Genomic DNA, 19699 nt, shown 5'->3' with positions numbered 1-19699 from the left:
ACGGTGCCGTCGCGCTGGTTCGGCCTGATCGAGTTGCTGCTGGTGTTCGGCGTGATCCTGGGCCTGGCCGGATGGCAGTGGTGGGGCTGGTGGAAATGGCGCAAGGCGCAAAAGCGGGCGCTGCTTGAACGAGGTGATCAGGATGAGTAGCTGCAGCGCTGGACCAGGGATGAAGTGCAACACCTTGGGACCTCCATGCCCTATCAGGTGATCTATTCGTCAATGTCCTCGACGCCCATGCAGCAAGAGGACCTGGAAGACATCCTCGAGCGGGCGCAACTCAACAATGCCGGCTCGGGCATCACAGGCGCGTTGGTATACGTGGACGGGTCGTTTGTGCAAGCGCTTGAGGGCGAAGCAGAGGCGGTGCAAAGCCTGATGCAAAGAATCTGCGCCGATCTCCGCCACGAAACCGTCACCGTCCTTCAGTCCCAGGCCGTTGCCATGGCGGTGTTCGCTGACTGGCGGATGGCCTATGTCAGCGCCACCTCGGCGCAGGTGGCGCAGTGGGCGGGCCTGGGCGCGCGAGCCGAACTCCCCGAGACCTTGGAGACCATGCGTCTGGACCGTCAAAAAGCGCTTCAGGTCTTGAATTGCATCTTGCACGTCTTGATGGACGTTGGCCCGCGCCCCGCGTGTTAAACCCTCGTCAGAACACGGCGTGATCTCCCCGCTCGGGCTGCCCCTGGGCACCGCTTGCCAGCCCGGCATAGAAGCCCGACAGGGTTTGGCGGCCCGTCGATGGCGTTGCTGCCGCGTCGTAGTGCCCCGTCAAAGGGTTCCGTATCAGCATCGACTCGGTCGCGTAGTACCTCCCGATGCGCGCCAGCTCAGCCTTCTCTGCCAGCCTCGGCGCCACGAGGCCCAGTACCGCCAGCGTGCCGATGATGACGTCGAGCAGGCCCACCGGGACCGACTTGAAACGCGGCGACAGCCCCATTGCCGCGAACAGCAACTCGCCCTGCTCGCGCGGCGTGATCGCCGGGCCGGGGCCGCCGATTGGCAGCACGCGGTTGCGGCGTTCGGGCACTTCCAGGCAGTCGGCCAGATAGTCGGCCAGGTCGCCGTCGCTGATGGGCTTGCAGGCCGTCATCCGGCCGTCCCCGAAAACGAGGAAGGGCTTGCCTCGCTTCACACGCTCGATCTGGCCGGAGAGCGATTTGAAAAAGGCCGTGGGCCGCACGATGGAGTAGGCCAGGCCCGAGTCGACCAGTGCGCGTTCGAAGGCAAGCTTGGCCTGCTGGAAGGCGAGCAGGGGCTTCTGGACGCAGATGGCCGACAGCAGCACCATTTGCGTCACTCCGGCCTGCTGGGCCGCCGCCAGCGCGTGCAGATGAGCCCGGTGGTCTATGGCCCAGGCGTCGCGCGGTACGCCGGTGCGTGAGGCCAGACAGGAGACGAGGGCGTCGAAGCCTTCGTCGCGCATGCCGGCTTGGGCCAGGGACACCGGGTCGCCCACGTCGCCGAAGCGCACCGTTGCGCCGGCCAGCAACTGCCGCGTGTCGTGCTCGTGCAGGCGCCCGCCGACGCCGGCGCGCGGTCGCACGAAGCAGACGACCTCGTGGCCGCGGCGCAGCAGCGCGCGCACCGTCGCCTGACCGATGGTGCCCGTGGCGCCTAGCATGAAGACGCGTTTTGGCATCAGCAGGCCCGGCGCGGCATGCGGAAAGGCAGCAGGACCTGCACCCAGGGCTGGCTGAAGCGCCGCAGCGACAGGCTCTCGTGCACGGCCAGCGACCCGTCCTCCGGGGCGCGCAGCAGCGAGCGGCTGTAGAACGGGCCGCTCTCCAGGGTGGTGATCAGTTCGGGGGGGCGACCTGCGCGGCTGCTGCGGTTCAGTCCCCAGGCCGTGGCGGGCAGAACCTGCCGCGGCGGCAGGGGCAGGGCCTGGATGCCGCCGCGGGCCGTGAAGTCCAGCGCCAGCGCCCGCTCGGCGCCGTCGGTGCCCTGCAACTCGTAGAGCACATGGCTGCCCGCGTCGCCCCTTGTGCAGCGCGACCACTGCCAGCTGTCGAAGTCGCGCTCCAGCGGCCGTGTGCCCCGGTTGGCGTCGAGGTAGGCATCGCCCTGCCAGCGCAGCCGCGGGACGTTGAAGTCCAACTCGACGCGGGCGCGCGGACTGATCGGTTGCCATTGATGGCGGCCGGCGGCGTCCAGCGTGAAAGCCTTGCTTGGCAACTGCTGCGGCTGCAGATGGATGTGGCCGCGCAGGCGTTGCGGCCAGGGCGCCGTCCATTCGTTGACGTCGATGTGCAGGTCGCCATCGGCGCCCCACGCCAGGCGGCTGGTGCCGATCTGCAACAGGCGCTCGCTGCGCTGCAGCTGCTGCTCGCCGCGCTCGGTCATGGCCCACAGCCGCTCGTAGTGCCTGCGGCCTGGTGGCCGGCGGTAGAGCGACAGATTGAGCGCGCAATGCCCCTGCGGCCGCACGCCGGCATCGCCCAGACGCCGCCGCGCCCTGGCGTAATAGGGCGAGAACACGCTGCCGATGAAGGCGATCAGCGTCAGTGCATAGGCGCTGCCGTCGGGCTGCGTGTCGCTCAACGCATCGACGTACCACCAGGCATAAGCACCGCCGGTGAGCGCGACGTCGAACGCAGGGCCGCGCAGATCTGCCCGGCGGCCAACTGGCCCGACAGGGCCGCCATCGGCACACCCGGCCCCGGATGCACGGAGCCCCCCGCTAGAAACAGCCCGGGCACCGGCGTGCGGCCATCCGGGCGCGAGAAGCTCGCCCGCCAGCCTTGGGCTGCCGGGCCATACAGCGCCCCGTCGCTGCCCGGGAACATCTGCGCGAAGTCCCGCGGGCGGGTCAGCACCGGCGCCTGCGAGCCGGGCTTCAAGCGCAAGCCCGCGCGGCTCAACTGGGTCCACATTTGCTCTTCGCATCGCGCGATCTCCGGTTCGGTGAGGTGGCGCCCATGGGCGGCGGGGGCATTGACGAGGGCCATCAGCCGCTCGGCTTGGTGCGCGCCGTGGCGTGAGGGTCGTGCATCACCAGTGCGATCCTGGGCGCAGACGTAGACGGTCGGCGCCTCGGGCAGCCGGCCGCAGGCGATGCTCTCGAACTCGGCCTGGTAGCTTGCTGGCGGTCCGAAGAACACGTTGTGGTGGGTCAGCTCGGTGCCGCTGGCCTCCGCCTCGAAGTGCCAGGTCAGAGCGGACAAGGAGGGTGGCCTGTGCCGGTTGTCGCGGAGGGTCTGCAGCACCGGCTCGCCGAGCAGCCCGCGACTGAGGGCTTGGGCGTCGCCATTGAACAGCACGGCGTCCGCGCATAGGTGCCGGCCATCCATGAGCTCCACGCCGCTGATGCGGCCCTGGTTCATCAACAGCCGGTGCGCCTCGCTGCCATAGCTGAAGCGCACACCCTGCTGCTGGGCGCAGGCCGCCAGCACCTGGGCCAGCCGGAACATGCCGCCCTCGACCTGCCAGACGGCCTCGCGCTCCACATGCGCCACCAGCATCAGCGTGGCCGGCGCCTCCAAGGGCGAGGAGCCGCAGTAGGTGGCATAGCGGCCGAACAGCTGCCGCAGGCGCGGGTCGTGGAAGTAGCGACCCAGCTCGCGCCACAGCGTGGTGAACGGGGAGATGCGCAGCAACTGGCGCAGGCCGCTCAAGCCCTGCTGGCGCATCACCCGCCAGGCCAGCGAGCCAGGCGTGGGCCGGCTGCTTTGCATGAAAGGGCGGTCCAGCGTCTTGTAGACGGCTTCGGCCCGCCGGCAGAACCCGCGGTAGCGTGCCGCCTCGGCCGCGCCGCTGAAGTTCGCGATAGCGGCCACGGTCTGCTCCAGGTCGGCCGACAGGTCAAGCGTTTCTCCGGGGCTCCAGCTGTGTCGCGCGAGCACCTCGCAGCGGCGCAGGTGCAGATGCCGATCCAGCGACTGGCCCAGGCGCTCGAACAGCGCATCGAACACCCAGCGCATCGTTAGCACCGTGGGGCCGCCGTCCAGCCGCCGCGGCCCGAGCTCGACCTGGCGCATCTTGCCGCCCGGCGTCGCCGCCCGCTCGATGACCTCTACGTCGAAGCCCTGGTGCCCCAGCAGCGCCGCCGCCGTGAGTCCTCCCACGCCCGCGCCGATCACCACCACACGTCGTGACCGCAGAGGTGGGGGCTGGGCATTCAAGCTCATTGACGCGATTTCTGCTTGTGTCTATTCTGATTGACACATATTAATGTAATTCGATGGCGACAGGGCCTCGGATTCCGTCAAGCAAAGGCCCGTATGCCGCAAGTCGACCGAATCGAGCAAGCTCTTCGAGCCAGCCTGGCGCCCGGTTTGGGGGCCGGGCACCCGCCGAGGCTGGGAGCAGCGATGCGCCACGCCGTGTTCCCGGGGGGCGCACGTATCCGCCCCAAGTTGACGCTGGCGGTGGCGATGGCGTGTGGCGAAGACGACCCCGGCTTGAGTGACGGTGTGGCGGCCGCCATCGAGCTGTTGCACTGTGCATCCCTCGTCCATGACGACCTGCCTTGCTTCGACGCAGCGGAAACGCGGCGCGGCCTGCCGTCGGTCCACCGGGCCTTCGGCGAGCGCCTGGCCGTGCTGGCCGGTGACGCGCTGATCGTGGCCGCCTTTGATGTGCTGGGCGGCAGCGCGCGGCGGCATCTGTCGCGGCTGCCGGTGTTGTTGCGCACCGTCGCCCAGGGGGTCGGCATGCCCATGGGCATCGTTGCAGGCCAGGCCTGGGAATGCGAGCCTCAGATCAGTTTGTGCGACTACCAGCAGGCCAAGACTGGTGCGCTGTTTGCTGCCGCCACGATGGCTGGCGCCCAGGCCGCCGGGGCCGACGGCGCACCCTGGCGCGCGTTGGGAGAGCAACTGGGCCAGACCTACCAGGTGGCGGACGACATCCGCGACGTGATGCTGGATGCCCACGCTTTGGGAAAGCCCGGCGGCCAGGACGTCGCCCTGGACCGGCCCAGCACCGCGCGTGAACTGGGGCTGGAAGGCGCGCTGGCCGAGTTCCATCGCCTGGTGCAGGCCACGCTGCTGACCGTGCCCGTCTGCCCGGGCGCTTCGCAGTTCCGCCAGCTGATCCGCCAGGAGGCCAACCGCCTGGTGCCGCAGCAGCTGGTGGAGCGGGTCGCTGCGATTGCATGACGCCCTTGGCCGCCGCGCACTGGAGCGACGCCCCGCTGGCCTGGCGTGACCGGCTGCTGGGCAGCGCGCGCTTTCGCCGCTGGGCCGAGGCCTTCTTGCCGACGCGATGGCTCGCCCAGAGGCGTGCGGCCCAGGTGTTCGACCTCGTGGCCGGCTTCGTCTATTCGCAGGTGCTGCTGGCTTGCGTGCAGCTGCGGCTCTTCGACATGCTCCTGGCCGAGGGGCCGCAAAGCCTGGCGGCGCTCGCGCTGCGCCTGAACCTGCCCTTGGCCGCTACCGAGCGGCTGGTGCTGGCCGCCGCGTCGCTGCGCCTGCTGGAGCCTCGTCCCAGGGGGCGCTTCGGCCTCGGACCGCTGGGGGCGCCACTGGCCGGCAATGCGGCGCTGGCGGCCATGGTCGAGCACCATGGGGCCCTGTACAGCGACCTGGCAGACCCCTTGGCGTTGCTGCGCGGCGACGCTAGCGTGGGGCGACTTGCACGGTACTGGCCCTATGCGGGCGCCGAGGCGCCAGACGCCTTGCCGCCGAGCGAGGTCGCGACCTATTCGGCGCTGATGTCGGTCTCCCAGCCGCTGGTGGCTGAACAGGTGCTGACGGCCTATCCGCTGCAACGCCACCGCTGCCTGCTCGACGTCGGCGGCGGCGATGGGGCCTTCGCCTGCGCGGCGGCGCGCGCTGCACCGGGCCTGCGGGTGCAGGTCTTCGACCTGCCGGGCGTGGCGGCGCGTGCGGTGCAGCGCTTTGAACAGGCGGGCCTGGCCTCGCGCTGCAGCGCTCAGGGCGGCGATTTCCTGCGCGACGAACTGCCGGCGGGCGCCGACCTGATTTCGCTCGTGCGCGTCGTTCATGACCATGACGACGATCGGGTCATGAAGCTGTTGCGCGCGGTGCGCCGTGCGCTGCCTGCGGGAGGGCGACTGCTGCTCGCCGAGCCGCTGGCCGAGACGCCGGGGGCTGCGGCTATGGGCCACGCTTATTTCGGCTTCTACCTGCTGGCCATGGGGCGAGGGCAGCCGCGCAGCGAAGCGCGCCTGCGCGATCTGCTGACCCAGGCCGGCTTTAGGGGTGTGCACCGCCTCGGCACCCACCAGCCTTTGCAGGCCAGCGTGCTGGTGGCCGAGGTGCGTGCCGGTCGTGTGTAAATCTGAGTTGACGTCTTGCTATGTAAGCGTAGGATGACTCGCATGTCTTCAAGCACTACCACCGCTCCTCGCTCCGCCGGAGCAACTTGCTGGAGGGTGCTCGCATGAACACCCTGGCCGTGGTGATTGACCGCCCCGAGCACCTGAGCCTCGCCCAGTTGCGCCTGCCGGCGATGGAGGACGAGGACGTCGTCATCGAGGTGGAGTGGAGCGGCATCAGCACAGGCACCGAGCGCCTCATCTGGACTGGCACGATGCCGATGTTCCCGGGCATGGGCTACCCGCTGGTGCCGGGCTACGAGGCGGTCGGACGCGTCATGGCGGTCGGCCCGGCCAGTTCGAACTGGGTGGGCCAGCGGGTCTTCGTGCCTGGCGCGCGCTGCTTCGGCGAGGTCAAGGGCTTGTTCGGCGGCTCGGCGTCGCGGCTGGTGGTGCCTGGCCACAAGGTCGTGCCGGTCGAGGAGAAGCTTGGCGAGCAGGCCGTGCTGCTGGCCCTGGCCGCGACCGCGTACCACAGCGTGGCCGGCGGCGGGCAGGGCGCCTCGCACACGCCGCCGGACCTGATCGTCGGCCACGGCGTGCTGGGTCGCCTGCTGGCGCGCATGAACGTGGCGGCCGGCATCACCGACTTCAGCGTCTGGGAAACCAACCCGGCCCGCGCCGCTGGCGCCGTCGGCTACGCCGTCGTGCACCCGGACGACGACAAGCGTCGGGACTACAAGGCCATCTACGACGTCAGCGGCGACTCGGCCCTGCTCGACAGCCTGATCAGCCGATTGGCCTTCGGCGGCGAGGTGGTGCTCGCGGGCTTCTACGCCAAGCCGCTGTCACTGAACTTTGCGCCTGCCTTCATGCGCGAGGCCCGCATCCGCGTGGCAGCCGAGTGGAAGAGGCCCGACATGCTGGCCGTCAACGCGCTGCTGCATGCCGGACGCCTGTCGCTGGACGGCCTGCTCACCCACAGCGAGCCGGCGGAGAACGCCGGCAATGCCTACAGCCAGGCGTTCAACGACGCCGGCTGTCTCAAGATGGTTCTGGACTGGAGACACCACGCATGAGCACCTCAACGATCCCGGCTGAGGCCACCGTGCGCTTCCAGCCGCGCACCGACGCCTTGCGCGCCGAGGCCGCCATCGAGCCCGATGCGGTCGCCTCCGGCCCGGTCACCAAGACCACGCAGATCATTGCGATCTACGGCAAGGGCGGCATCGGCAAGAGCTTCACGCTCGCCAACCTCAGCTACATGATGGCCCAGCAGGGCAAGAAGGTGCTGTTGATCGGCTGCGACCCCAAGAGCGACACCACCAGCCTGCTGTTTGGCGGCAAGGCCTGCCCAACCATCATCGAGACCAGCAGCAAAAAGAAGCTGGCTGGCGAGGCCGTTGCCATCGGCGATGTCTGCTTCAAGCGCGACGGTGTCTATGCAATGGAACTAGGCGGCCCCGAGGTCGGCCGCGGCTGCGGCGGGCGCGGGATCATCCATGGCTTCGAGACGCTGGAGAAGCTGGGCTTTCACGACTGGGGCTTCGACTACGTCTTGCTCGACTTCCTCGGCGACGTGGTCTGCGGCGGCTTCGGACTGCCCATCGCTCGCGACATGTGCCAGAAGGTCATCGTCGTGGCCAGCAACGACCTGCAGAGCCTGTACGTCGCCAACAACGTCTGCAGCGCGGTGGAGTATTTCCGCAAGCTGGGCGGCAATGTTGGTGTGGCCGGGATGGTGATCAACAAGGACGACGGCACCGGCGAGGCGACCGCGTTCGCCCAAGCAGTGGGCATCCCCGTGCTGGCCGCCATTCCAGCCAACGAGGACATCCGCCGCAAAAGCGCCAGCTACGAAATCATCGGTCGACCCGGTACGCAATGGGCCTCGCTGTTTGAGACCCTGGCAACCAACGTCGGCGAAGCGCTACCGGTGCGACCCAAGCCGCAGACCCAGGACCAGCTGCTGGGCCTGTTCTCTGCCGAGGTGACCGGGCGCGACTTCCAGATGGAGCCAGCGACCCTTTTCGACATGGTGGGCAAAACCGAGCTGGTCAAGCCGACCCTTGAAGTGGTCTACGACGCTGCCTGATCATGTCGAACTGCCACGCCACCGTCGAACTCGCCCAGGCGACCAGCGCTGTCACGCGCGAGACGCTGGATCGCTACGCGGCTGACTACCCCAAGGGCCCGCACGATCAGCCGCAGAGCATGTGCCCCGCCTTCGGCGCGCTGCGCGTGGGCCTGCGCATGCGTCGCACGGCCACCATCCTCAGCGGCTCGGCCTGCTGCGTCTATGGCCTGACCTTTACCTCCCACTTCTACGGCGCCAAGCGCAGCGTGGGCTACGTGCCCTTCAACAGCGAGAGCCTGGTGACCGGCAAGCTGTTCGAGGACATCCGCGACACGGTGCATGCCCAAGCAGACCCCGAGAAGCTCGACACGCTGGTGGTCATCAACCTGTGCGTGCCCACCGCCAGTGGCGTGCCACTGCAACTGCTGCCCAAGGTCATCAACGGCGTTCGAATCATCGGCATCGACGTGCCGGGCTTTGGCGTTCCAACGCATGCCGAGGCCAAGGACGTGCTGGCCGGCGCCATGCTGCAGCGCGCCCGCAGCGAGGCCGAGGCCGGCCCGGTCACAGCGCCCAAGGGCTGGCGCGAGCAGGGCATGGATGCAGCAAAAACGGTCAGCCTGCTGGGCGAGCTGTTCCCGGCCGACCCCATGGTCATCGGCATGCTGCTGGCGCCGCTGGACCTAAAGGTCGGACCCACGGTGCCCACCCGCGAATGGCGCGAGCTGTATGCCGCGCTGGACTGCACGGTGGCTGCGGCAATCCATCCTTTCTACACGGCCAGCGTGCGCGAGCTGCAGGCCGCTGGCCGGCCGGTCGTCGGTTCGGCACCAGTGGGTGCGGACGGCACAGCCGCGTGGCTGCGCGCCATCGGCGACGCCGCCGAGGTGCCCAGTGCCCAGGTCGAAGCGGCGATTGCAGCCATCCTGCCCGCCATCCGCGGCGCGCTCGCCAAGTCGCCCATCGACGCCAAGGTGACGGTCAGCGGCTATGAAGGTTCCGAGCTGCTGGTGGCGCGTCTGCTCGTCGAGAGCGGTGCGACCGTTCCCTACGTCGGCACAGCCTGCCCGCGCACGCCGTGGTCCGAACCGGATTGCACATGGCTGGAAGCGCGTGGCGTCGAGGTGCAGTACCGCGCCTCGTTGGAGCAGGACCTCGCCGCCGTGCACCGCCACCGCCCGCAGCTCGCCATCGGCACCACGCCGCTTGTGCAAGCCTGCAAAGAGCTGGCGATCCCATCGCTGTACTTCACCAACCTCATTTCGGCGCGGCCGCTGATGGGCCCGGCCGGTGCGGGGTCGCTGGCTCAGGTCATCAATGGCGCCATTGCCAACCAGGCGCGCTTCAACACCATGCGCGAGTTCTTCGGCGAAACAGGGCAGGGCGACCGAGCCGGCGTCTGGACCGAGGTGCCGGCGCTGCGTCCCGAGTTCCGCGCCGATACGCGGCGCCAAGTCATCAAGATCATGAAGCGCCGCAAGGCCGAGGAGATGATCTAGTGAGCTTTGTCCTCGACCACGACCGGGCCGGCGGCTACTGGGGCGCCGTCTACGTGTTCACCGCCATCAAGGGCCTGCAGGTCGTCATCGACGGCCCGGTAGGCTGCGAGAACCTGCCGGTGACCTCGGTCCTGCACTACACCGACGCGCTGCCTCCGCACGAGCTGCCCATCGTCGTCACAGGTCTGGCCGAGGAACAGCTGGGCCGCGAAGGCACCGAGGGCGCCATGAAGCGCGCCCACGCCGCGCTGGACCCCGACCTGCCGAGCGTCGTCGTCACCGGCTCCATCGCCGAGATGATCGGCGGCGGCGTGACACCGGAGGGCACGACCATCCAGCGCTTTCTGCCGCGCACCATCGACGAGGATCAGTGGCAATGTGCCAACCGCGCGATGTTCTGGCTGTGGACGGAATACGGCGTCAAGAAGGTGCCGGCCCGCAAACCCTTTGCCGACCGGCCGGCAGGCGAAAAGCCCCGGGTCAACATCATCGGCCCCTGCTACGGCCAGTTCAACAGCGCCAGCGACCTGCACGAGATCCGCCGCCTCATCGAGGGCATAGGCGCCGAAGTCAACATGGCCTTCCCCTTGGGCAGCCATCTGATGGACGTGGCCAAGCTGGCCGACGCGGACGCCAATGTCTGCATGTACCGCGAGTTCGGCCGCCTGCTGTGCGAGGCACTGGACCGGCCGTACCTGCAGGCGCCCATCGGCCTGCACAGCACCACCGCTTTCCTGCGCCAGCTCGGGGAGCTGCTGCACCTGGACCCCGAGCCCTTCATCGAGCGCGAGAAGCACACCACGATCAAGCCGATCTGGGACCTGTGGCGCTCGGTCACGCAGGACTTCTTCGCCACGGCCAGCTTTGCCGTCGTGGCCAGTGAAACCTACTCGCGCGGCCTGCGCCACTTCTTCGAAGACGAGCTGGGCCTGCCCTGCCACTTCGCCGTCGCCCGCAAGCCCGGCGAGAAGACCGACAACGCCGCCATCCGCACCCTCATCCATGAGAAGGCGCCGCTGGTCATGTACGGCAGCTTCAACGAGCGCATGTATCTGGCCGAGGCTGTCGCCAAGGGCCCGATGAAGCCCGTCTTCATTCCCGCCTCCTTCCCCGGCGCGCTGATCCGCCGCGCCACCGGCACGCCTTTCATGGGGTACGCCGGCGCCACCTACCTGGTGCAGGAGTTCTGCAATGCGCTTTTCGACGCGCTCTTCCACATCCTGCCGCTGGGCACCGAGCTCGACCGCGTGGAGGCCACACCGGCCCGCGCCCTGCCGGAGATGGACTGGAGCGTCGATGCCAAGGAGCTGCTGGACGAGCTGCTGGAGGCGCAGCCCGTGCTGGTGCGCATCTCCGCGGCCAAGCGCTTGCGTGACCGGGCCGAGCTTGCTGCGCGTGCGCGCGAAGCGCCGGCGGTCGCCATCGAAGACATCGAAGGCCACACGCGGCAACTCGCCGCCGTAGCCATCGAGGTCCTCACATGAATTTCAGTCTTGCCGTGGGCCTGCTGCCATGGAAGTCCTTGCCGCGCGGGAGCTGCGCGGTGCGGCCGAAAGGCCACTGTTCGAGGAGCTAACGATATGGCTGAGGAAAGGAAAGGCTCGTTATCCGGGCTGACCGAGAACGAAGCCCGGGAATTCCACGGCATTTTCATGTCCAGCTTCATCGGCTTCACGGCAATAGCCGTGGTGGCCCATGTGCTGGTGTGGATGTGGCGTCCCTGGCTTTGAGTTGAACCTGCGCATCAAGGAGCCACCATGGCCCAGACCACCACCTTGCCCGCCAACGTACACGCCTCTGTGCACGACGGCATGGCCAACGGGACGCTGTTTCTGTTGAGCTTTGCCGTCGTGTTCTGTGTGGCCCTGACGGCGCAATTGCTGTTCTTCAAATGGCGCAGGTGGTTCCCCGGCGCAGAGAGCGAGCGATCGCTGATCAAGGGTGTTCGGGTGGGTGTCTACACCTTCCTGTCGCACCTTAACTAGGAGAGATGACCATGTGGAAGATCTGGCTGCTTTTCGACCCGCGCAGAGCGCTGGTCGCGTTGTTTGCCTTCCTGTTCGTACTGGCGCTGGTAATTCACTTCGTGCTGCTCAGTACCAACAAGTTCAATTGGCTCGATGGACCGCGCACGCAGGCGGTGAGCCAGAACTCGGCTATGCCGGCGCCTGCTCCCAAGTAGGCCTGGCCGGGCCGAGAGGCCCAACTCGCGGTGCGCCGGCCTCGCGGCCTGCGTGCCCACTCGAATGAACTTAGTCGCAGAGGCGTTGCCTTGCTGCGGCTGTCAGGGGTGGCAAGCATGTCTATGCTGAACTTCGAGAGAAAGTACCGCGTGCGCGGTGGGACCCTGTTGGGAGGCGACCTGTTCGACTTCTGGGTCGGCCCCTTCTACGTCGGCTTTTTCGGTGTGACGACGGCGTTCTTCTCGCTGGTCGGCATCCTGCTGATCGTCTGGGGCGCGTCACAGGGCGGCACCTGGAACCTCTGGCAGATCAGCATTGCGCCGCCCGACCTTAAGTACGGGCTGGGCATGGCGCCGATGATGGAGGGAGGGTTGTGGCAGCTGATCACTGTCTGCGCCACCGGCTCCTTCATCTCCTGGGCGCTGCGTGAAGTCGAGATCTGCCGCAAGCTTGGCATCGGCTATCACGTGCCTTTCGCATTCTCGGTCGCCATCCTGGCCTATGTCACGCTGACGGTGATCCGGCCGCTGCTGATGGGTGCCTGGGGGCATGGCTTCCCGTACGGGATCATGAGCCATCTGGACTGGGTGTCCAACACCGGCTACCAGTACCTGCACTTCCACTACAACCCGGCGCACATGCTGGCGGTGAGCTTCTTCTTCGCCACCACCTTTGCGCTGTCGCTGCACGGTTCGCTGATCTTGTCGGCCACGAATCCGGGCAAAGGCCAGGCGGTGAAGACGGCCGAGCACGAGAACACCTTCTTCCGCGACACCATCGGCTACTCGATCGGCACCCTGGGCATCCATCGGCTGGGGCTCTTCCTGGCGCTGTCGGCCGGATTCTGGAGCGCAGTTTGCATCGTCATCAGCGGGCCCTTCTGGACGCGGGGCTGGCCTGAATGGTGGAGCTGGTGGCTCAACCTCCCGGTCTGGAAGTGAGGAGCACCCACCATGGCTGAATATCAGAATCTCTTCACCAGCGTCCAGGTCGCGGCGCCGTCCTATCCGGGTGTGCCGCTGGGCCGCGACGAGTACCAGCGCGAGGGCAAGGGCCTGCACTGGCACTGGCTGGGCCGCATCGGCGACGCGCAGCTCGGCCCTATCTACCTGGGCTGGCTGGGCGTGTGCTCGCTGATCTGCGGCTTCATCGCCTTCGAGATCATCGGGCTCAACATGTGGGCCTCGGTCGGCTGGGACCCTGTGCAGTTCCTGCGTCAGCTGCCCTGGCTGGCGCTGGAACCGCCACCCCCAGGCTATGGCCTGAAGCTGCCGCCGCTCAACCAGGGCGGCTGGTGGCTGTTGGCCGGCTTTTTCCTGACCATGGCCATCCTGCTGTGGTGGGCCCGCATGTACCGGCGGGCCCGCAAGCTGGGCATGGGCACGCACGTGGCTTGGGCCTTCGCGGCGGCGATCTGGCTCTACCTGGTGCTCGGCTTCATCCGACCGCTGCTGATGGGCGCCTGGGGCGAGGCGGTGCCATTCGGCATCTTTCCGCATCTGGACTGGACGGCGGCCTTCTCGCTGCGCTATGGCAACCTGTTCTACAACCCCTTTCACATGCTAAGCATCGCCTTCCTGTATGGGTCGACGTTGCTGTTCGCGATGCACGGCGCCACCATCCTGGCGGTCAGCCGCTTCGGCGGCGAGCGCGAGATCGAGCAGATCACCGACCGGGGCACAGCCAGCGAACGCGCGGCCCTGTTCTGGCGCTGGACCATGGGCTTCAACGCGACGATGGAGTCCATCCACCGCTGGGCCTGGTGGTTCGCCGTGCTGTGCCCGCTGACCGGCGGCATCGGCATCCTGCTTACCGGCACGGTGGTGGACAACTGGTATCTGTGGGGCGTCAAGCATGGCCTGGCGCCGATGTACCCGGCCGTGTTCCCGCCCGTCATCGACCCAGCCCTGCAACTGCTGGGAGTCAAGTGATGAGCCGTCAACAACTGAAGCGCTGGGTTGCGCCACTGTGGGTCAGCCTGAGTCAAGCCATGAGTGGACCGGCGTTGGGACTCGGCATCCAGGCCCATCTGCCTGCCCATCGCCCGCCGTCACTGCAGCCAGGAGTGCAAGCATGAGCCGCCTCAACCTCGGCCTGCTGGCCTTCACCCTGACCTGCGGCCTGCTGGCCGGTTGCGAACGGCCACCAGTCGAGACCGTGCAGCGCGGTTACCGCGGCACCGGCATGGAGCAGGTCTACAACCCGCGCACGCTCGCCGAGCAGGCGCCCGACAACCAGGCGCCGGCGCCGCTGGAGGCCGCATCGCCAGATGGCCCCAAGGCCGGGCAGGTCTACCAGAACGTCAAGGTGTTGAACAACCTCAGCGTCGGCGAGTTCAACCGCACCATGCTTGCCATGACCAATTGGGTCTCGCCCAAGCAGGGCTGCGTGCATTGCCACAACGCCGCCAATTTTGCTGACGACTCGCTGTACACCAAGGTGGTGGCGCGGCGCATGCTGGTCATGACGCAGACGATCAACAGTGACTGGAAATCCCACGTCGCCAAGACCGGAGTCACTTGCTTCACCTGCCACCGAGGAGAGAACGTGCCCAAGGAGGTCTGGTTCCAGCCGCTGTTGCCCAAGGGCAGCAACGACTTCGCCGGCAACAAGGCGGGGCAGAACGCCCCGGCTGCGAGCGTCGGGCTGGCCTCACTGCCCAATGACCCGTTCACGCCCTTCCTGCTTGGCGCGGACAACATCCGCGTGGCCGGCACCCAGGCGCTGCCCGCGGACAACCGCCAGTCCATCAAGCAGGCGGAGTGGACCTATGGCCTGATGATGCACATGTCCAAGTCACTGGGCGTCAATTGCACGCAATGCCACAACACGCGCTCGCTGGGATCCTGGGAGAACAGCTCGCCGCCGCGGATCACGGCCTGGCACGGTATCCGCATGGCGCGTGAGCTCAACCTGGAATTCATGGTGCCGCTGACGACCACGTTCCCCATCAACCGCCTGGGGCCCGGCGGTGATGTCGCCAAGGTCAACTGTGCGACCTGTCACCAAGGCGCACACAAGCCGCTGTATGGGGCCGAGATGGCCAAATACCACCCGGAACTGCTTGTGAAATCCATGCCCGCCACCACGGCCGCCTCGGGGGTCTCGGCGCTGACGGCCGAGGACATGAAGGCGCTGCAGGCGCTGCCGGCAACCGAGGCCAAGGTGGGCGTGGCGCCGGGCTGAGGGATACCTGCTAGCCCGAGGGTTTATGGAGGGTAGGGCGGCGCTGGAGGCGCCTACGATCAGTGTGTTTGTGATAATCGATGTCGTCACCATGCGGCCTCAGGTTGCCGCCTGGGTCCTGTCATCACCTGATCGAGACCACCGCCGGTGTCCCAGCCTCCCGACCCAGACCTCAGCGCACTGTCGCCGCTGGCTACAGAGCTTGCGACGACCATCGCGCGCGTCGCAAGCGACATTGCGCTAGTCATCGACAAAGACGGGGTGATCTCTTCCGTTGCCGAAGGTGCGTCCGTGCACGCGCATGGCTGCGATCAGTGGGTAGGTCGACGCTGGATTGACACCGTCAGTCCCAACACACGCCCCAAGATCCAGTCCCTGCTGGACGAAGTGTCCAGCAGCGGCGTGGTCTCACGCCGGCGCGAGGTGAGCCACCCGGCAGATCCAGCGCACGGCGGCGACGAGCTGCCCGTGACTTGGTCGGCGATCCGGCTGGGCGCTGACGGCCCAGTGCTGGCCGTAGGTCGCGACCTGCGTGCCGTGGCGGCAATCCAGCAGCGCTTTGTCGAGGCGCAGCAGGACATGGAGCGCCATTACTGGAGCCGCCGCCAGGCCGAGAACCGCTACCAGTTGCTCTTCCAGGTCGCCAACGATGCCGTGCTGGTGCTGGATGCGGACAGCCTGCGCGTGCTGGAGGCCAACGTGGCCAGCGCGCTGCTGCTGGGGCATGAGTTGAACCTGATCCAGGGCCGTCCGCTGACTGACAGCCTGCCGCCGTCGGCGCGCGCCGCGGTAAGCGAATTGCTGGCCAACGCCCGCAGCACCGGCCGTGCCGGCGAGATTCGCGTGCGTTCCGCGGCCATGGCCGGCGTGCTGGACATCTCGGCCACGCCTTTCCGCGTGGATGACCACCAGCAGATCCTGCTGCGTGCGCGGCGTGACGAGGCGACCGTCGGGGCGAGCGACAGCCTGACGCTGTCGCGCATGGCCGAATTCGTCGAGACCACGCCGGATGCAGTCGTCATCACCGACGCCTCAGGAGGCATTCTGATGGCCAATCCGGCCTTTCTGCGCCTGACCCGCCAAGGCGACGAGACGCGGCTGCGTGGCCAGGCCTTGTCCGCCCTGCTGCTGGATGCCGGCGGCGGCTGGTCGCGGCTGGTCGCTCGGGTGCGCGGTTCCGGCATGGTGTCCAACCTGCCCTTAGAGGTCGGCTCCCTGGACGGCACCCCGCAAAGCGTGCGCGTGTCGGCGGCCTTGATGGCCGAGGGCGAACAGGCCTGCCTGGGCTTCATCCTGCGCCCGGGCCACCGGTTGCCGGCGCACCTGGCGGGCGACGATGTGCTGACGGGCTTGCTGGACCAGGTCGGGCGGGTGCCATTGGCCGACCTGCTGGTGGAGGTGGCCCACCGGGCTGAGCGCCAGTTGATCGAGAGCGCGCTGCTGCGCACTGGCGGCCAGCGCGCCGCGACCGCCGACGCGCTGGGCATGACGCCCGAGGCGCTGGAGTTGCGCATCCAGCGGCATGGCCTGTCCGGTCTGCGCTACCCGCCCGATGCTGCTGGCACGACCCCGTTGATCAATTGAACGACCGATAGAAGAACGAGAGGGACAAGGCAGCGATGCAAGCGGCACCCGCCTTCGGCCAGGCCGACCTCAGCAATTGCGAGCGCGAACTGATCCACCTCGCGGGATCGGTGCAGCCCCACGGTGCGCTGCTGGTGCTGTCCGCCGCCGACCTGCGCGTGCAACAGCTCAGCGGCAACGCGGCACGCCTGCTGGGCGTGGAGCCCGACGCGCTGCTGCAGCGGCCGCTGGCCGTGCTGGGCGGCGACGTCGCGGAGCGCGTGGCCCAGCTGCAGCAAGCGGCAGACTTGCACGAGGCCGTCGCCCTGCAATGCCGCCTCGGCGCGGCCCAGCGACGCTTCGATGGCGCGCTACACCGGCTTGCCGATGACCGGCTGGTGCTGGAGCTGGAGCCGGCCGCGACAGCGCCCGATGGCATCGAGCTGCAGGACCTGACGCCCGAGGTGATGGCCGCGACGCTGTCCGGCGCGCTGCAGCGCTTTGGTGCCGCGCCCTCGGTGGGCGTGCTGGCCGATGCGGTGGTGGAGGTGCTGCGTCACCTGACCGGCTACGACCGCGTGGTGGTGTACAAGTTCGACCCCGACGGCCACGGCAAGGTCATCGCCGAGGCGCGCCACCCGCGCCTGGAGTCGCTGCTTGGCCACCACTACCCGGCCAGCGACATCCCGCAGCGTGCCCGGGCGCTGTACCTGCTCAATCGCGTGCGCATGCTGGTGGATGTCGACGCGGTCCAGTCGCCATTGATACCAGACACCGAGGTGCCGCTGGACATGTCGCTGTGCCAGCTGCGCAGCATGTCGCCCATCCATCTGCAGTACCTGCGCAACATGGGCGTGACCGCCACGCTGACCGCCTCGCTGGTGCGCGAAGGCCAGCTCTGGGGCCTGATCGCCTGCCACCACTACTCGCCGCGCTACCTGCGCTGCACGGTGCGGGCGGCCGCCGACCTGCTGGCCGAGGTGGCCTCCACGCGCATCTCGGCCATTGAGAACTATGCCCATGCCCAGGTCGCTCTGATGGTGCGCCGGCTGGAACAGCGCCTTGTGGAGGCGACGTCGACCGAGGGCGACTGGCGTTACGCACTGTTCCGCAACCCTCGCACGCTACTGCAGCCGCTGGACGCCACCGGCGCCGCGCTGTTCTGCGAGGGCGAAGTGCTGACCACCGGCGAGGCACCGTCCACACCCGAGCTGCGCGCGCTGCTGGCCTGGGTGCAGCACCAGCCGCAGCGTGGCGATGAACCCTTCTTCTGCGCCTCGGTCGGCCAGGCCAACGCGTCCCTGGCCAGTCTCACGCCGACGGCCAGTGGCGTGCTGGCAGTGCGCCTGTCCACCAACAGCCCGGACTGGCTGATCTGGTTTCGCAAGGAGCAACTGCAAAGCGTCACCTGGGCAGGCGACCCCTCCAAGCCGATGGTGGCCAACAACCCGCTGGAGCTGTCGCCGCGGCGCTCTTTCGCGGCCTGGTCGGAGATCGTGCGCGGCACCGCCGTGCCCTGGTCCACCACTGAGGTGGCCCTGGCACGCGGCATCGGCGTGGCCCTGGTGGACATCATCGTGCAGGTGCATGCGGTGCGCCTGCTGATCGCCGAGCACCAGCTGGTGCAGATCCGCGGTGCCGTGGCCGGCTCGCGCGAGCCGGTGCTGGTGGCCAATGCGCAGGGGCAGTCCGTCTTCGCCAACGACGCCTTGCAGGCCATGCGCGGCAGGGCGGTGGAAAAGGGCAGCCCCGTTGAGGCGCTGTTCGCGGCGGCGCCGTCGGTCCGCCAGTCGCTCGAGCAGATGCGCACTTCCGGTCATGGTTGGCGGCGTGAACTGGACTTGCTGACCCGTGACGGCGACGCCGTGCCCATGACCGTGCATGCTGAACCCGTAAGGGGGCGCGATGGCAGCCTGCTCGGCTTCGTGCTGACGCTGATCGACCTCCGCGAGGCCCGCCGCGCCGACACCGCGCGACTGAACCTCGAAAGCACACTGAGGAATGCGGCGCAGGGCGGCTCCGCCGAGGCCGACGAGGTCATTTCGGCCATCCTGACCAATGCCAGCCTGGCCGCGATGGACATCGCCGACGCCCGCGGCGGCCCACCCCTGGCACCTCTGTTGCAGGAGCTGGAAACTTCAACCCGCCGTGCGGCCGGGTTGTATTCACAGATCCGCAGCTTTTCCGGCTAGGCCTGCAGTTCCTCGAAGAGTTGCACGTGAAGGCGAAAGGCCTCGCATGCCTCGGCCACCAAGTCATCAGCCTGCTGTTCCGTCAGGGCTAGGGCATCGAGGCCGGCACGGAAATCGCGCTTCAGCTTCTCCACTTGATCTGGCTCGCCGAACGCATAGAAGGCCGTGCCCTGGCGTCCCTTCAGTCCAAATTGCCGACGGATCAGGTGGGCCAGCATTTGCCCGCCATGGAGGTCGCCCAGGTAGCGTAAATAGGCGTGCGCCACAAGCTGCGTGGGATTGATCGCCGCCAGCGCTCGTAGTCTGGTCACGTAGGCGGTGGCGGCCCCCGTCAACGTTGCTTCGCAACTCAGTCCGAGGGAGGGGCTGAGCTCGTCGAGGTCTCGCTCAAGCGCTGCAAGCCGGCGCAGCTCCGGCCGCCACAGACGCGGGTCCGGCGGATGCTGGTCCAGCCCCACCTCCAACGCTGAATAGATGGCCTGCAGATTACGCAGTAGCTCGCAGTAGCCCTGCAAACTGAGGCGGCCGTTCAGCAGATCTGCCATCACGCCACTGCGTTCGGCCAAGATGTGCAGATGACGTGTTTCCTCTTTGAGTCGGGCGCTAAAACCTGAGCGAGTTGAAACGTTCATCCGCGCATGATGCAGCAGGATTTTCTGCAGCGACGCTGCCAAGCATGCTGGCCGGAAAGTGTTGCGCCGTGCGGTGGTTCAAGCCGTAGATGAAGATGGAGATGTGTGGACAGCTCGACTTCGCTGCAAGGTGTTCCGGAGCTG

The 19699-nt window shown here is 67.8% G+C and carries 20 protein-coding genes; 16 read left to right on the top strand and 4 right to left on the bottom strand.

Annotated features, from left to right (window positions below; all coding sequences use genetic code 11):
• Positions 1–3: 3 nt before the first annotated feature.
• Both AC1D29_RS23900 and AC1D29_RS23895 read left to right on the top strand, forming a co-directional pair.
• The gene (locus AC1D29_RS23900) at positions 4–150 is read left to right on the top strand and encodes a hypothetical protein (protein ID WP_477902152.1); all 147 of its coding nucleotides are present in this window, start codon (positions 4–6) and stop codon (positions 148–150) included.
• 45 nt (positions 151–195) lie between these two features.
• Positions 196–642: a BLUF domain-containing protein gene (locus AC1D29_RS23895; protein WP_477902150.1), complete on the top strand. Its 447-nt coding sequence runs from the start codon at positions 196–198 to the stop codon at positions 640–642.
• A 7-nt stretch (positions 643–649) separates the two neighbouring features.
• On the opposite strand, the gene AC1D29_RS23890 is transcribed toward AC1D29_RS23895, so the two are convergent.
• Genes AC1D29_RS23890 through crtD form a run of 3 tightly spaced genes read right to left on the bottom strand, consistent with a single transcriptional unit; the run spans position 650 to position 4130 of the window.
• Positions 650–1624, bottom strand: a complete 975-nt coding sequence (locus tag AC1D29_RS23890; RefSeq protein WP_477902265.1) for an NAD(P)H-binding protein — start codon at positions 1622–1624, stop codon at positions 650–652.
• Between the two features lie 17 nt (positions 1625–1641).
• Positions 1642–2544: a carotenoid 1,2-hydratase gene (locus tag AC1D29_RS23885; RefSeq protein ID WP_477902148.1), complete on the bottom strand. Its 903-nt coding sequence runs from the start codon at positions 2542–2544 to the stop codon at positions 1642–1644.
• Complete coding sequence (gene crtD, locus AC1D29_RS23880) at positions 2541–4130, bottom strand: 1-hydroxycarotenoid 3,4-desaturase CrtD (protein ID WP_477902146.1); 1590 nt, start codon at positions 4128–4130, stop codon at positions 2541–2543. Before crtD ends, AC1D29_RS23885 begins: the two co-directional genes overlap by 4 nt.
• Positions 4131–4223: 93 nt before the next feature.
• Here crtD and AC1D29_RS23875 point away from each other — a divergent pair, with 93 nt between their 5' ends.
• From AC1D29_RS23875 to AC1D29_RS23810, 14 genes are all read left to right on the top strand, one after another.
• Positions 4224–5102, top strand: a complete 879-nt coding sequence (locus AC1D29_RS23875; protein ID WP_477902144.1) for a polyprenyl synthetase family protein — start codon at positions 4224–4226, stop codon at positions 5100–5102.
• Positions 5099–6244, top strand: a complete 1146-nt coding sequence (locus AC1D29_RS23870; RefSeq protein ID WP_477902142.1) for a methyltransferase — start codon at positions 5099–5101, stop codon at positions 6242–6244. Before AC1D29_RS23875 ends, AC1D29_RS23870 begins: the two co-directional genes overlap by 4 nt.
• A gap of 104 nt (positions 6245–6348) precedes the next feature.
• Positions 6349–7302 (top strand): chlorophyll synthesis pathway protein BchC, encoded by a 954-nt coding sequence (gene bchC, locus AC1D29_RS23865; protein WP_477902140.1) that lies wholly within the window; start codon positions 6349–6351, stop codon positions 7300–7302.
• A complete protein-coding gene (locus tag AC1D29_RS23860; protein WP_477902138.1) occupies positions 7299–8318 on the top strand; it encodes a chlorophyllide a reductase iron protein subunit X in 1020 nt (339 codons plus the stop codon). Before bchC ends, AC1D29_RS23860 begins: the two co-directional genes overlap by 4 nt.
• 2 nt (positions 8319–8320) lie before the next feature.
• Positions 8321–9799, top strand: coding sequence for a chlorophyllide a reductase subunit Y (gene bchY / locus AC1D29_RS23855; protein WP_477902136.1), 1479 nt, complete (start codon positions 8321–8323; stop codon positions 9797–9799).
• Entirely contained in the window at positions 9799–11283 is a 1485-nt protein-coding gene (gene bchZ / locus AC1D29_RS23850; RefSeq protein ID WP_477902134.1) for a chlorophyllide a reductase subunit Z, read from the top strand. Before bchY ends, bchZ begins: the two co-directional genes overlap by 1 nt.
• A 96-nt stretch (positions 11284–11379) precedes the next feature.
• A complete protein-coding gene (pufB, locus tag AC1D29_RS23845; protein ID WP_130480664.1) occupies positions 11380–11529 on the top strand; it encodes a light-harvesting antenna LH1, beta subunit in 150 nt (49 codons plus the stop codon).
• A gap of 27 nt (positions 11530–11556) precedes the next feature.
• On the top strand, positions 11557–11784 hold the full coding sequence (locus tag AC1D29_RS23840; RefSeq protein ID WP_477902131.1) for a hypothetical protein: 228 nt from the start codon (positions 11557–11559) through the stop codon (positions 11782–11784).
• 11 nt (positions 11785–11795) lie between these two features.
• Positions 11796–11981, top strand: a complete 186-nt coding sequence (pufA, locus tag AC1D29_RS23835) for a light-harvesting antenna LH1, alpha subunit (protein ID WP_394481591.1) — start codon at positions 11796–11798, stop codon at positions 11979–11981.
• Positions 11982–12098: 117 nt separating this feature from the next.
• Entirely contained in the window at positions 12099–12923 is an 825-nt protein-coding gene (pufL, locus tag AC1D29_RS23830) for a photosynthetic reaction center subunit L (protein WP_477902128.1), read from the top strand.
• A 12-nt stretch (positions 12924–12935) separates the two neighbouring features.
• On the top strand, positions 12936–13913 hold the full coding sequence (pufM, locus tag AC1D29_RS23825; protein ID WP_477902126.1) for a photosynthetic reaction center subunit M: 978 nt from the start codon (positions 12936–12938) through the stop codon (positions 13911–13913).
• Between the two features lie 142 nt (positions 13914–14055).
• Positions 14056–15168: a photosynthetic reaction center cytochrome PufC gene (gene pufC / locus AC1D29_RS23820; protein ID WP_477902124.1), complete on the top strand. Its 1113-nt coding sequence runs from the start codon at positions 14056–14058 to the stop codon at positions 15166–15168.
• Positions 15169–15315: 147 nt separating this feature from the next.
• A complete protein-coding gene (gene ppsR / locus AC1D29_RS23815) occupies positions 15316–16752 on the top strand; it encodes a transcriptional regulator PpsR (RefSeq protein ID WP_477902122.1) in 1437 nt (478 codons plus the stop codon).
• 35 nt (positions 16753–16787) lie between these two features.
• Positions 16788–18923 (top strand): GAF domain-containing protein, encoded by a 2136-nt coding sequence (locus AC1D29_RS23810; protein WP_477902120.1) that lies wholly within the window; start codon positions 16788–16790, stop codon positions 18921–18923.
• Here AC1D29_RS23810 and AC1D29_RS23805 read toward each other — a convergent pair.
• Complete coding sequence (locus AC1D29_RS23805; RefSeq protein ID WP_477902118.1) at positions 18920–19597, bottom strand: biliverdin-producing heme oxygenase; 678 nt, start codon at positions 19595–19597, stop codon at positions 18920–18922. The genes AC1D29_RS23810 and AC1D29_RS23805 overlap by 4 nt on opposite strands.
• Positions 19598–19699: the final 102 nt, after the last annotated feature.

The organism is Roseateles sp. P1_C6 (genome assembly GCF_056406315.1).
This window is presented reverse-complemented; position numbering and strand designations above follow the sequence as displayed.

What these genes read in the sequence shown, in the direction of transcription:
- AC1D29_RS23895 (WP_477902150.1), top strand. Translation starts at nt 196, where the DNA reads ATGCCCTATCAGGTGATCTATTCGTCAATGTCCTCGACGCCCATGCAG.
- AC1D29_RS23890 (WP_477902265.1), bottom strand. Translation starts at nt 1,624, where the DNA reads ATGCTAGGCGCCACGGGCACCATCGGTCAGGCGACGGTGCGCGCGCTG.
- crtD (WP_477902146.1), bottom strand. Translation starts at nt 4,130, where the DNA reads ATGAGCTTGAATGCCCAGCCCCCACCTCTGCGGTCACGACGTGTGGTG.
- AC1D29_RS23875 (WP_477902144.1), top strand. Translation starts at nt 4,224, where the DNA reads ATGCCGCAAGTCGACCGAATCGAGCAAGCTCTTCGAGCCAGCCTGGCG.
- AC1D29_RS23870 (WP_477902142.1), top strand. Translation starts at nt 5,099, where the DNA reads ATGACGCCCTTGGCCGCCGCGCACTGGAGCGACGCCCCGCTGGCCTGG.
- bchC (WP_477902140.1), top strand. Translation starts at nt 6,349, where the DNA reads ATGAACACCCTGGCCGTGGTGATTGACCGCCCCGAGCACCTGAGCCTC.
- AC1D29_RS23860 (WP_477902138.1), top strand. Translation starts at nt 7,299, where the DNA reads ATGAGCACCTCAACGATCCCGGCTGAGGCCACCGTGCGCTTCCAGCCG.
- bchY (WP_477902136.1), top strand. Translation starts at nt 8,321, where the DNA reads ATGTCGAACTGCCACGCCACCGTCGAACTCGCCCAGGCGACCAGCGCT.
- pufB (WP_130480664.1), top strand. Translation starts at nt 11,380, where the DNA reads ATGGCTGAGGAAAGGAAAGGCTCGTTATCCGGGCTGACCGAGAACGAA.
- AC1D29_RS23840 (WP_477902131.1), top strand. Translation starts at nt 11,557, where the DNA reads ATGGCCCAGACCACCACCTTGCCCGCCAACGTACACGCCTCTGTGCAC.
- pufA (WP_394481591.1), top strand. Translation starts at nt 11,796, where the DNA reads ATGTGGAAGATCTGGCTGCTTTTCGACCCGCGCAGAGCGCTGGTCGCG.
- pufL (WP_477902128.1), top strand. Translation starts at nt 12,099, where the DNA reads ATGTCTATGCTGAACTTCGAGAGAAAGTACCGCGTGCGCGGTGGGACC.
- pufM (WP_477902126.1), top strand. Translation starts at nt 12,936, where the DNA reads ATGGCTGAATATCAGAATCTCTTCACCAGCGTCCAGGTCGCGGCGCCG.
- pufC (WP_477902124.1), top strand. Translation starts at nt 14,056, where the DNA reads ATGAGCCGCCTCAACCTCGGCCTGCTGGCCTTCACCCTGACCTGCGGC.
- AC1D29_RS23810 (WP_477902120.1), top strand. Translation starts at nt 16,788, where the DNA reads ATGCAAGCGGCACCCGCCTTCGGCCAGGCCGACCTCAGCAATTGCGAG.